Origin of the sequence: Alkalihalobacillus sp. R86527 (assembly GCF_042466185.1) — a bacterium.
Classification (GTDB): Bacteria; Bacillota; Bacilli; order Bacillales; family Guptibacillaceae; genus Guptibacillus.
Window position 1 is genome coordinate 2,730,141 of the sequence record NZ_JAXHBW010000001.1, and the last position, 11,790, is coordinate 2,741,930.

General features: G+C 40.7%; 16 protein-coding genes and 1 pseudogene. 5 read left to right on the forward strand and 12 right to left on the reverse strand.

Features of this window, described 5'->3' with window-relative positions:
- The first annotated feature begins 26 nt into the window (after window positions 1-26).
- Window positions 27-878: an STAS domain-containing protein gene (locus tag SJY16_RS14125; protein ID WP_377890114.1), complete on the forward strand. Its 852-nt coding sequence runs from the start codon at window positions 27-29 to the stop codon at window positions 876-878.
- Window positions 879-934: 56 nt separating this feature from the next.
- Here the strand turns inward: SJY16_RS14125 and SJY16_RS14130 are convergent, their stop codons facing one another.
- The 8 genes from SJY16_RS14130 to SJY16_RS14165 form a co-directional block, all read right to left on the reverse strand.
- Window positions 935-1,402: a hypothetical protein gene (locus tag SJY16_RS14130; RefSeq protein WP_377890116.1), complete on the reverse strand. Its 468-nt coding sequence runs from the start codon at window positions 1,400-1,402 to the stop codon at window positions 935-937.
- Complete coding sequence (locus SJY16_RS14135) at window positions 1,399-2,187, reverse strand: hypothetical protein (RefSeq protein ID WP_377890118.1); 789 nt, start codon at window positions 2,185-2,187, stop codon at window positions 1,399-1,401. The genes SJY16_RS14130 and SJY16_RS14135 overlap by 4 nt, the downstream gene beginning before the upstream one ends.
- 126 nt (window positions 2,188-2,313) lie before the next feature.
- Window positions 2,314-2,658 carry a DUF805 domain-containing protein gene (locus SJY16_RS14140; protein ID WP_377890120.1) on the reverse strand — a complete coding sequence of 115 codons (345 nt, stop codon included), beginning with the start codon at window positions 2,656-2,658 and terminating at the stop codon, window positions 2,314-2,316.
- 198 nt (window positions 2,659-2,856) lie between these two features.
- Window positions 2,857-3,339 (reverse strand): competence protein ComK, encoded by a 483-nt coding sequence (locus SJY16_RS14145; protein WP_377890122.1) that lies wholly within the window; start codon window positions 3,337-3,339, stop codon window positions 2,857-2,859.
- Between the two features lie 489 nt (window positions 3,340-3,828).
- Window positions 3,829-4,314 (reverse strand): NUDIX hydrolase, encoded by a 486-nt coding sequence (locus SJY16_RS14150; RefSeq protein WP_377890124.1) that lies wholly within the window; start codon window positions 4,312-4,314, stop codon window positions 3,829-3,831.
- Between the two features lie 4 nt (window positions 4,315-4,318).
- The gene (locus tag SJY16_RS14155; RefSeq protein ID WP_377890126.1) at window positions 4,319-4,774 is read right to left on the reverse strand and encodes an NUDIX hydrolase; all 456 of its coding nucleotides are present in this window, start codon (window positions 4,772-4,774) and stop codon (window positions 4,319-4,321) included.
- Between the two features lie 22 nt (window positions 4,775-4,796).
- Window positions 4,797-5,345 carry a GNAT family N-acetyltransferase gene (locus SJY16_RS14160; RefSeq protein ID WP_377890128.1) on the reverse strand — a complete coding sequence of 183 codons (549 nt, stop codon included), beginning with the start codon at window positions 5,343-5,345 and terminating at the stop codon, window positions 4,797-4,799.
- A gap of 367 nt (window positions 5,346-5,712) precedes the next feature.
- Window positions 5,713-6,084, reverse strand: a complete 372-nt coding sequence (locus tag SJY16_RS14165) for a VOC family protein (protein WP_377890130.1) — start codon at window positions 6,082-6,084, stop codon at window positions 5,713-5,715.
- A 156-nt stretch (window positions 6,085-6,240) separates the two neighbouring features.
- On the opposite strand from SJY16_RS14165, the gene SJY16_RS14170 reads away from it, so the two are divergent.
- Window positions 6,241-6,465, forward strand: a complete 225-nt coding sequence (locus tag SJY16_RS14170; RefSeq protein ID WP_377890132.1) for a hypothetical protein — start codon at window positions 6,241-6,243, stop codon at window positions 6,463-6,465.
- A 288-nt stretch (window positions 6,466-6,753) separates the two neighbouring features.
- On the opposite strand, the gene SJY16_RS14175 is transcribed toward SJY16_RS14170, so the two are convergent.
- From SJY16_RS14175 to SJY16_RS14185, 3 genes are all read right to left on the reverse strand, one after another.
- The gene (locus tag SJY16_RS14175) at window positions 6,754-9,195 is read right to left on the reverse strand and encodes an EAL domain-containing protein (RefSeq protein WP_377890134.1); all 2,442 of its coding nucleotides are present in this window, start codon (window positions 9,193-9,195) and stop codon (window positions 6,754-6,756) included.
- A gap of 382 nt (window positions 9,196-9,577) precedes the next feature.
- Window positions 9,578-10,027, reverse strand: coding sequence for a hypothetical protein (locus tag SJY16_RS14180; protein ID WP_377890135.1), 450 nt, complete (start codon window positions 10,025-10,027; stop codon window positions 9,578-9,580).
- A 22-nt stretch (window positions 10,028-10,049) separates the two neighbouring features.
- Window positions 10,050-10,364 carry a hypothetical protein gene (locus SJY16_RS14185; RefSeq protein WP_377890137.1) on the reverse strand — a complete coding sequence of 105 codons (315 nt, stop codon included), beginning with the start codon at window positions 10,362-10,364 and terminating at the stop codon, window positions 10,050-10,052.
- A 271-nt stretch (window positions 10,365-10,635) separates the two neighbouring features.
- On the opposite strand from SJY16_RS14185, the gene SJY16_RS14190 reads away from it, so the two are divergent.
- Window positions 10,636-10,944: an AsnC family protein gene (locus SJY16_RS14190; RefSeq protein WP_377892258.1), complete on the forward strand. Its 309-nt coding sequence runs from the start codon at window positions 10,636-10,638 to the stop codon at window positions 10,942-10,944.
- 3 nt (window positions 10,945-10,947) lie between these two features.
- Here the strand turns inward: SJY16_RS14190 and SJY16_RS14195 are convergent.
- Window positions 10,948-11,016: pseudogene (locus SJY16_RS14195) on the reverse strand (YjcZ family sporulation protein); the annotation flags it as partial.
- Window positions 11,017-11,238: 222 nt separating this feature from the next.
- On the opposite strand from SJY16_RS14195, the gene SJY16_RS14200 reads away from it, so the two are divergent.
- Together SJY16_RS14200 and SJY16_RS14205 are read left to right on the forward strand one after the other, a co-directional pair.
- A complete protein-coding gene (locus SJY16_RS14200) occupies window positions 11,239-11,478 on the forward strand; it encodes a hypothetical protein (RefSeq protein WP_377890139.1) in 240 nt (79 codons plus the stop codon).
- Between the two features lie 208 nt (window positions 11,479-11,686).
- Window positions 11,687-11,773, forward strand: a complete 87-nt coding sequence (locus SJY16_RS14205) for a YjcZ family sporulation protein (RefSeq protein WP_377892260.1) — start codon at window positions 11,687-11,689, stop codon at window positions 11,771-11,773.
- Window positions 11,774-11,790 lie beyond the last annotated feature (17 nt).

An 11,790-nucleotide genomic window follows, 5' to 3' on the forward strand; every position in this document is an offset into this window, starting at 1 on the left:
GAGAAGGTTTGAGAGGAGAAAATGATATGCAACGGAATATAGAGCTACACAATTTCCTGCTAAATAAGGCAGAAGAACTTACCGAAGAATGGTATAAATCACTAGATAAATCAGACCCTGAGGGTGTGTACTCCTCAAACGACCCAAAAGTAATCAATAATCTAAAGGCCCAAAACATGTCGTTTCATCAACACCTATGCAAAATATTCATAATGGAGAAAGAACAGTTCTTCAAAGAATTTGATGAATGGATTATGGAGATCGCAACGGACTCGGAACACATTAAAACCCCTACTCACATGATAATGAGGGAATTTCTACGAGTTCGTGACCAGTACATTGCCTACATTCAGCAATTTATTAACCAGCAGGACTATTCCGTTCCACAGGAAAAAGCAGACCTCTGGAAAGCTGTTATCTTCGATGCGTTCGATATCGTTATGATGCGCGTATTTGAAGGAAAAGCTGAACATCTCAACAAGAAGATCGAAGAACAGCAAAAGACGATCAATGACTTAAGCTCTCCATTGATTTCGCTACAAAAAGGACAGGCACTCCTTCCTCTTGTCGGCGACATCGATGATGAACGAGCAACTTCCATTATCGACAACACCCTAACAGGTTGTATCGAGAAAGGCGTCAATCACCTTTTCCTCGACCTCTCTGGTGTTCTAATGGTCGACACAATGGTCGCTCAACAAATCTTCCAACTGATCACCGGCCTTAAGCTCATCGGTGTAACAGCTACACTATCAGGGATTCGCCCGGAAATCGCACAAACAGCCGTTCAACTCGGTATCGATTTCGGAGGCGTCCACATCTCTTCAAATCTAGCTCAAGCAATGACAGATAGCGTAGAAATTGAATCAGAAGACTAAGAAATTCAGGCTGTAGAAAATGCTCTACAGCCTTTTTTGTGTCCTCTGACTATCATTCAGCCTTCCACTTTCGCTAACCCTATCGCAAAGTGCTCCCACAAGATTTTCTCCACCTTTTCACTCATCGATCGCTCACATTCGACGATCAGGATGACGTCCGCTTTATTGCCTTTCACCCTTTTCTTCTTTTCTGTTTTCCAAAAAAAGAGTAACCTTATGATCACTCCTAGAATAAAACCAGTCACTGCACCAATAAGACCCCAATAGATCGGTCCCCATTCTAAATCGAACCCCTTGCTTGCTGCGATGACCGAAAAGGCAGTCGCTAACGGCAAACCAATATCAATAAGTGACACACCGTCAGAGCTATGGATCGTGTCAAAAAGCTTTCTCGTTTCTGCGCGCTTATCAAGCGGGACCGCATATATTTTTTCACGGTGAATTCCCTGTTTCTCAAGGTTGGAAATTGCGATTTCAAGATAGGAATGATTTTCAAACGTAGAGAAAATTTGCACGGTGTTCATAATAGTTTCTTTCCTTTCTTGATCACAAAACCTTTCGGCTGATACGTTTTAATGAGGTGCCCTCTTTGTTCTTTTTTGTAGAGTTTATTGTTTTCGACTGTATTGATGTAAGCATCAAATATCGCAAAACCATAAAGAGAAGGAATCATGAGAAGCCAATCAGGCTTTAGAACACTTGTCGCTTCACTCATTTCTCCAACGAACAACATCGAGACGGCCTCAAGCACATGAGAGAAATAAAAGAACGTTACACTCCAAACGATAATAAAGAAAGCTGTTACGATCCTATGCGTATACAACTGTCCGAGGCCAGGCATCAGCAAGGACCACAGCGCTGCCATACCAGGACTGCGCTTATCTAAATAATTCATTTCAAAAGCACCGAGGCTAAACGTATTGATTCTATGGTCTTCCATATCTGCTAATATAAACACTTTGTTCGTATCGACGGTAGTTCGGTAGGTATCCCATATCGCAAAAAGATAAACGGGTATGTAAATCAGTAACCAACGAGTATCTAACACGTCTTTCGCCTGCTGGATTTCTCCTTGAAACGAATAGATCATGGCCGTGTTCACATGCGCCTTCATGTTCACAATCACTTCCCATGCGAACAGAAGAAACCCTCTTATATATTTTGATAGTAATAAATGACCAAATCCAGGAAATGCAGCTGACCACCATGCTGTTACATATGGATTTCTTAAGTGCAGTTGAGTCGTACCCCATATACTGACATAGGCACGATACCGTCTTGCCGTATTATCGTTCGTATAGTTGTCCATGTTCAGAACATCCTCTATTTTATCTGTCACCTTCTATTCTCACTATTTTCAGGAGATACTATCCATCTCCAACACAAAAAAAACTGCCAGTACACGTGTACGGACAGTTTTTGTATGTTGTTATCGTTAAGCAGTCTTCGGATTTGGGCCATACGTATTGTCATCCACACTATCAAGCACAAGGAAAACGATCAAGATGATCGCCCCAACGATCGGAACAAAGGAAATCAGCACCCACCAGCCACTCTTCCCCGTATCATGCAAACGCCTAACCGCAACTGCTAACGACGGCAAGATGATCACAAGCGAATAAATGCTCGTCAGAATCACACCGATATCTGCAGCGACTTGAATCCACGAAAGAAGCGCACAAATAATGACATGAAAAAGAATAAACATCCAATACTCTTTCCGACGAGCCCTACCTTTGAAATTCACATACTCCTTTAGCACCTTCACATACCAGCTCATCCCGTTTCCTCCTCTGTCTAACAAAGTTGAGTTTCTCGCACAACTAATCAATGTATATTCAAGCAGAGAGGAATGTACTACTTTTAAATCAAAAGGCGATTGGTCTCATCTAAAAAAAACTGTTTTCGTAAGTATTGCTACTTAAGTGAGGGTGCTACGTGTTGTTCTTTATACAAAAATGCTTTCAAAAGCAACAGTCTACAAATAAACCGGATTATTGGAATAGTGGCTAATGCAGCGCCCCATTCTTTCCATCTGTTTTTGAAGTCTTGCATAAGAAACAGGTACTTCGAGCTGCAAGCCACTATGAAAATGCACCATTGAGCTCATTCTAGAAAGAGCCACTAAATTTCTCACATGGTGATAGAAAATCCAATAGCAGTCCATGTTGTCTGGGGATTCTGTAGGAAATGCGCAAATCCCGTTCGAGGTAGAAATGACGATTGGCGTTTGGTGTTCATATCTCAGATGATAAACCATTGCCTTTCTTCGCCCCTCATAGGTTGAACCGCCCTCAAGACAAGCATCACGAATCAAATCGATTTGAGGCCTTTTTGATAAATATACTCCGGATCGGTCATAGATTCTTGTTTCGTTCACTAATTCTTTCGCAGGTATAAGCGCTTCTGTGGTACGACTAATTTCATATTCCAACACTATTTCCTCGCATACAATCGTCATTCTTCTCTATTCCCTTCAGTAATTTAATTGCGATCTAGAACCCATGTCATTCAATTCATAACGGTTCCCCTTATGATTAAGAAGCGGTATACTTATGGAAGTTGGTTTCTTAAACTAGCTACTTCCTCTGAATGTTATCTTACCAGGACCAGCATTCAGAGGGCCTTTATGTAAGCACTCAACACGAACGTTTTCCTCCTATAGTAAATTCACACACGCACAAATCAAAACCCTCATGTGAACATGAGGATCGCCACCTTCATTCTTCCAACATTTCTTTTTCTGCTATATTTTCACACCTCCTAATTCGATTATAATTAACTATCTGAAATTTAGGAATAGTTTTTTAGGTAGAATTTACCTATTTTATCCCAAACAAAAAAAAGCTGTTTCACACGTTTCACCTCATCTTGCTTTTAGGCAAATGAGGTGTATAATAGAAGCTCTTTTCAAGAAGAAAAAAGCCGACCACCGTCACCGGTCGCCAGCTTACGAATCGACTCCATCTAAAATGTCTTGATAAACACCATTCCATGTCGGATAGTATGACTTCACTTCTTTAGCATCGATAAACGTTCTTTCAGCTGATTCATAGTCCCCTTCAAAAGGGTGGACCTCCGTGATCGCCATGCTGTAAAACACCTGATAGCCTACCTTAGGATATGGACTTCGCTCACTCCATTGATCATTGTCACTGTGATCAACTACGATCGAACCGAGTAATGTACAATCACCTGTGACATACCCCTCCTCGAATGCCTCTCGTTGAAAGCACGCTTCAGGCGTTTCTCCTTTTTCAATGTGTCCACCAGGGAAATCCCAACCTCTCTCGTTCAACTTGACTAAAAGGAGCTTACCATCTTTAAAACAAAACCCATGCACGCTCGTAATAAGACTTCTATGCGGAAGTCTGTCATCCGGACGCCACATTAACTTCACACGCGACTCTCCCCAGTTTACAACGACTGATGTCACCTTTTCATCGCCTCCCATAATTCCTTAAATATGGCTCTATGTAATGTCGATACTCCTTCGTTAACCCATCAGGTAGTCCGTCTAAACGGAAATATTTCAAATCCACCGATTCTGTTTCATCAACTGTCAGAGTTCCTCGAACCTCTTCCGTTACATATACCGTAGTAACCGAATACAACTCATCACCGTTCGAAACTTTTAAGTAATAATCTGATCCAGAAAAGACATCGAGGAGTGTCAGGTTGCCAATCGTTAACCCAGTTTCTTCTTTCACTTCTCTTCTAGCCGTCTCTTCAAGACTCTCGCCGAGTTCCATGAGCCCTCCTGGTAACCCCCAACCTCCATCCGTTCGATGCTGTAAAAGCAATTCGTTCTCTTCATTAATAATGATCACAACAGCCCCCGGTAAGATTAGTGGTCTATGGCCCACTAGTTCTCTTAATTCTTTTACATAGTCCATTCGATCTCCCTCTTCCTAACGGTTACTTCTTCCACTCTTCATTCAAAATAGCGTACAGGTACTCACTTCCCCACTCTCCTTTGAACCAGATGTTTTCTACGAAATGACCTTCTCTTCTCATTCCAAGGTTCTCTAATAACTTAATCGACCCTTCATTTTTCACATCTGTAATCGCAAAAACTCGATGTTTCTTGAGGTCATCGAACAGATAGGTCAACAGTGTCGTCAGTGCTTCATTCGCATACCCTTTCCCCTGGAATCGACTTGCTAACGTAAACCCGATCTCGACCTCTCGTGCGTCTTCAGCTAATGGATGCACAACGCAATCGCCGATCATCTCATTCGTTTCGATTAACTCGAAGGCAATTTGATAATATTCTCCAGGATCATCGAAGCTAGCCTTTGTCATCGTCTCAAAAAACGCAACTCCCTCTTCTCTTGTATACGAGTCCCACGATTGATACCGTGCAACCTCAGGATCAGCGCGATAGGCAACGAATGCATCTAGATCTGATTCCTTGAACGGCCTTAACACCAGCCGAGAACTTTCCATTGGAATAAACGTTTTCATACCTTCCCCTCACTTTCAAAACTAGCACGATTATACCTATGTCTTCTGTCTATACAAAACTATCATAATTTTCTTTCAAATACATGAAACTTTTTCCTTTTTCTAGTAACCTAGAAGGTAGCGTTTATTTTAAGGGGGAATTATAATGGAGCACACCTTAACGAAAAGATGGAATTTAGATACGATCTAATTCAGTTGACGGATAAGTATGTGAACTAGATTCTACTAAGCCAATAAGGTAGAGTCTGAACACAAAAGGGAGCATGCATGACAAAAAAAGCCCCTTACATCTGAAGATGATGTAAGGGGCTTTCTCTATACTCTCTTTCTATTATGCTTATTTGAAAGCTTAAAAGCGGTTGCCTGCTTATCTATGCTGATCGAGCAGTATAGGATTACCATCCGGATCTTCAAGCGTAATACTTGCAGGACCTTCACCTGACTCATCAGCTTCAGAAGTAAGTTCGATGCCGTTTTCTTTCAGATGCTTTTGAAGGTCACGAACGTCTGTGAACGAATCAAGGTTTTCGGCATTTTCATTCCATCCTGGATTGAACGTCAGAATGTTCTTCTCAAACATACCCTGAAACAAACCGATAACGCAATTTCCGTTCTTCATAATGAGATAGTTGTGGGACATGTCTCCACCGAAATCATTAAATCCAAGCTTCTCATAAAATGCCTTCGATTTCTCAAGGTCTTTCACATTTAAACTGATTGAGAATGCTCCTAAGTTCATAGTTCCTCCTAATAATAATATGTATTTTGATGTTGCTAGATACTAGATTCCCTCTCACTACGTATTATTCAATAAAAAGTAAGCGTCTCCTTCTTTCATTCATACAGGCACTTATTTTTTCTAGTTCAATATGATGGGTGTGAAGGAGTGTTGACGATGCAATGGCAGCAAAAAATTCAATATTTAATTGGGAATCCGATTGGGGTTTCATTTACGAATGGACAAGGAACGTCAGGTGTTTTATGTGGGACTTCGCAAGGAAAGCTTCTTGTCATGGAATACTTGTACCAAACGCAATTTGCTTTAAAACAATATGATTTTAATACGATCCAGGATATCAATGTATTCCCACCTTGTCATAACCAACAACCTCTCTATTAGAGGGAGGTCCCTGTCGAGGCATGGCAGAATGTCGAGAAAGTCTTAGGAACCATCTGCACGGTAAGGTGGTGATTTCCGCTCCAGGATGCTCGCTTTCCGCGGGGCGGGCGGTGAGCCTTCTCAGCACACATTCCGCAGGAGTGAATACCGCTTGACTCCGGTGGAAAGGAAAGCAAGCGGTATTCTCCTACGGCATAAGGGCCAACCTATTCAAGGTTTCCTAAAAGCTGACGTCCCTGTAGAGGGACTTTTTTATTATGTTACCTTTGTATTTATCAATGATCTCACTTAAGAAAGATTCACTTTCTGTTTAATAAAGTTCTCTTCGATCTGATGTTGCGGAAGAGGAGGACTACATAAATAGCCTTGGTACTCGTGACAGTTACTTTCAATGATACGATCCAATTGATCAGTTGTTTCGATTCCTTCTGCGATTACATTTAAACCGAGCTGTAAGGCCATATGAACAATCGTGTCTACAACAGCTTTGTCCTTCGAGCTCTCATGAATGGCTTGAGTGAACGACTTATCAATTTTCAAGGTATCTAATGGAAAGTCTTTCAAGTAACTAAGTGAAGAATACCCTGTTCCAAAATCATCAAGTGACAACTTCACGCCCATCTTCTTCAATCGATGCATGATGGGAATCGCTCGCTCATGTTCCTGAACAATACTTTCTGTTAACTCAAGTTCTAAATAAGAGGCTTCCAAATTCGTTTCACGTAAAATGTCTTTAACAACTTCAGGGAATTTCGGTTGGCGAAACTGCAATGCGGAGATATTGACTGAAATATGCTTCAAGGTTTTATCCTCTTCTAACCATTTTTTGAACTGAAAGCATGATGCTCTTAATATCCACTCTCCCATAGGAATAATTAAGTTAGCCTCTTCTGCCAAAGGAATAAATTCATTTGGTGGAACAAGACCGAGCGTAGGATGATTCCACCGGACAAGGGCTTCAAACCCTAAGATTTTCTGTGTCGTTACATTCACTTGGGGTTGATAATAAACTTCTAGTTCATCTCTCTCAATCGCTTTACGCAACCCCGTTTCGAGCAACATCTTTCTTGATATCACATGGTTAATCTCGTTCGTAAAATAGGAGTACTGACTCCCCCCTTCTTTCTTCGCTTCATACATTGCCGTATCTGCATGCTTTAGTAACGTAGCTGCACTAGTACCATCTTCAGGATAAATGCTAATTCCTATCGAGGTAGAAGTATAGAGTTCTAACGTTTCAAATAAGAAAGGATCAGAATTAACCTTGATGATTTCCTTTGCAACATTGCCTACTTGAAACTCACTCGTATGAGGAAGTACAACAACGAATTCATCCCCGCTTTGCCTTGCTAATAGATCTTTCTTAGCGAGACAAGACTGCGTTCGTCGCGCAACCTCCTTCAACAACTCATCTCCAACACGGTGCCCAAACACATCATTTATATGCTTAAAACGGTCTAAATCTAGAAACATGACTGCTATGGGATGAGAATGTGCGATAGCTTGTTCAATACAGGAAGATAAGTGCTCATGCAGCATTCTCCTGTTTGGCAAATGAGTTAAATCATCACGGTATACTAGTTCTTCGATTCGTTTTTGGCTTTCAATACGTTCTGTGATATCTCGGACAATTCCAGTAAAATATTCATTCTCACCATCATCGACCGTTGATAAAGAGAGTTCGATCGGGAAAGTACGGCCAGATTTATGTAACCCCTCAAGTTCCACCGTTTGCCCAATCACCCTTTTTTTCTGTGATGCACGATACCGTTCAATCCCATTTTGATGGGCATCTCGAAAATCCGCTGGCATAATTTTTTGTAGCGATTGCTCAATGACTTCATTCTCCTGATAACCAAAGATTCTCTCAGCTGCTTTGTTCCAGGATAATATATTCCCATCGTGATCAGCTGTAATGACTGCATCGTTGGCTGATTCAATAATCGAACGATGCATCCGATTCATGATATGAAAGCGATGATTACTAGCTTCGATCCTCGTTTGGTATTTAATCATGATAACGGTAAATGTCATGATTAATAAAACCCCTCCAACAACGATATAACCTAAGGTTGCTTGGCCAATGCCCGGTCTGATTTGTGGTAGCGGGGCTACACTCTTACCATTAAAGGAAGCGGCAGCCATTCCTGTATAATGCATACCTGATATCGCTACTCCCATTACGAAAGAACTTGTCCATAACCTCCATTTGCCACTTGCCGTTTGAGCATATGATAGAAAAAGCTTCAACGCCGTGTAAGAAGCGATAAATGCAATACCTACAGAGAGCGACACGAGACCCGTATTGTAAGTAATGGTAGCCGGCATTTGCATCGCTGCCATCCCAATATAATGCATCGAGATGATACCCATACCAATCAGACTAGATACGACTAGGTGAGTACTCGTTTTATAAATTTCTAAACTAATGACGTAAAATGCAATTGCGCTTGAAGTAATGGATAGAAGAATACTAATCGACATAAATAGCGGGTCGTATGTAATGAGCATGTTGGAATCATAAGCGAGCATCGCAACGAAGTGCATAGACCATATACCTGCGCCTAAAGTCAGACTCCCCAAACAGATCCATATGATTCGATCGTTACCTTTTGAATCATGTAGACGGCTAGCAATTCGTAAAGACGTGAAAGCAGATAGAACTGCTACTGCAAAAGACAGTGACACTAACCAAACATTGTACTGTCCAAACTGATCCCCCATAATCATTCTCTCCCCCTAATTTTACGATAATCTTAACTACACATTGCAACACCTTATTATAAAAAGCGATTTCCACTTCATCATGGTGATATCCATTCAATCCTCATAAACCAATAACAGAGTTAATTGTAGCCGTTCTACCTAGCTACTAGTTTGATAGTTTAGCAAGGGAGAAATAGACTCCAAAAGAAAGAGAGCATACCTTATTAAAGATAAGCTCCCTATATTAAAAAAACACAATCAACCCATATTCTACCATAGAAAACACATAAAAATGCCCTGTATTTATTTACAGGACATTTTCAAATGACATTTATTCGACACCAATCGAGCAATACCGGGTGGTACCTGTCACATGTTCATATACTCTCAATGAATGCTACCACATTCAAATAGAATAATTTTGCAAGATCTCCTGAATATCATTCAAATGTTTATTCAATGACACTGCTGGAACAATGACAAGTAAACCAACCCAGAGCACAACTCTTATCCATGATTTTTTCCTTAAAAGATCGATTCCTCCCCAGAATAACCCTACGATTATGGTGGTGAAGAAGAAAAGATATTCCTTTGGCAGGTAACTCACGAGATCTTTCAGAAGTCCAGCTCTCCATTCTTCACCTTCTTGCGGTAAATAGGTCATTCCCTCATCTTCCTGTCCCAATATGTTATAAGATTGTAGAACAACCCTATCTTCGTTTGTCTCAACCACTTCATATCCAAGCGGTGAATACCCGAGTGGATAAGCGATGAAATAAGACACAGAAAATGCAATGATGAGGAAGCCGATATAGAGAAGTCCTCCCCTTATTTTCTTTAACAATTCTTCACTCATTATTTACCTCACAATCTATTGTCTACTTCTGCCCTTCTTCTTTTTTCCACTTTATGTAATTATAAGCGAGTTGAACTAGTAAAAGAATGAACAAGATTACTAAAATGATGATGATTTTCGATACAGGTAAAGTTCCGTACCAATAAAGCGCTAAAATAATAATAGTTGCAAATGGAGCTATCCACAAAGTACGTATGAACTTCCTTCTATACGATAGTTTATAGTAATTAAAAGCAAAGCCTTTCCCTTTCTTTTCTTTGCCTTTATACCGTTTTGCGATTATGAGATTAACAGCTAAAATTAAAACAACAAGAAAAATATAATAAGTTAGACTCACCAAATCCTCCCGCTTCCTTTGATTTCGCCTTTGTATTTTAATAGAAATTCCCTTTTAACATAATCATTAATGACCAACGAACATCCCACATTCTACCATAAATGAGACAATTCAGAATAAAGAAGTCATTGATAAGTGGGTACTTTTCATAAAAACAACATGCCCCGTGACAATTCACAGGGCATGTTGTACGTAGATTATCGATCAAATGTTTGAAAATTGAATCCTTTCATTGAAAAGATCTCCTGTATGGATAGATACAAAAATCGATGTGATCGATAAGCGGATTATTGAACTGTTAGTTGAGAATGGGCGGATGTCATACGCTGACATCGGTAAAAAATTAGATCTTTCACGCGTCTCTGTTAGAAGGTGGATTGTGAACCGAATCATGCCCTCCCCCAATACTATACACAGTAAAAAGAGGATACCACTTGGCATCCTCCTTCTGATTGAACCCTCTTTCTCATCTATGGTCCAGTTTATTTGCTACGGCTTAGTAGCCGTAGCCGCCGCCACCATATCCGCAGCCTTTATATGCAGGAGCTACATTATTACATCCGCCTTGAGCACCGCCTAGTGCAGCTGCACCTACGATGATTAGAAGGATAAACAATACAACGATTAAAGCAAAGCCTTTCCCACCGCCACCGCGGTGCGCTTGCCCTTGAACATCACATTTTTCACTCATCTTTAAATTCCCCCCTTTTTCATTTCTTTACAGCGTATGAAATGGGTGAATGGTTTGTTCGGGCACTACGCATTCAAACCTAATTTTTTTATATCAAATAAATATGGCTACCCGTCCACGCGAATGAATGCTTGTATACATAAACTAGTACCGAATACTATGAATAATAGAAGAGGTGAAATCATGTCTTATCACGATCATTTCGGTAATAACGTTGGAAAATGTGTAGAAATCCGCTGTCACGATGGAAACGTTCATCGTGGGTACGTTGATCACTGCGACAACCATCACGTCTACCTTCGTCCAATGGACAGTGGACAAAGCGGACCAGGATACGGGAGCTACTTTTTCTTTGGAGCAGCTCTAATCGCAGTAACATTCGCATCGATCGCCGCATTTAGCTTTGGTCCATTTTTTTGGTAAGTCTAGCTTAGCTTTCGAGCATCACAGAATACAGGTACATGCACTAACATTGCCTCCCGGACTACCATCCGAGAGGTTTTTTTTGATGAATGCTAGCTCGAATTGTACAAGTTTGAAGCTTGTCTTCACATCTTTCAAACTTCTACATAATCTATTAATAAGAGAGGGCATACTTCTCCTCTTATTTTGGATAACGGGAGGGATATACATGTCTGGCTACAATAAAAACTTCGCGTTGATCGTGGTATTGTTTATTTTGTTGATCATCGTTGGTACTGCTTACGTCAAATGGTAAAAGCACCTATAAGAAAG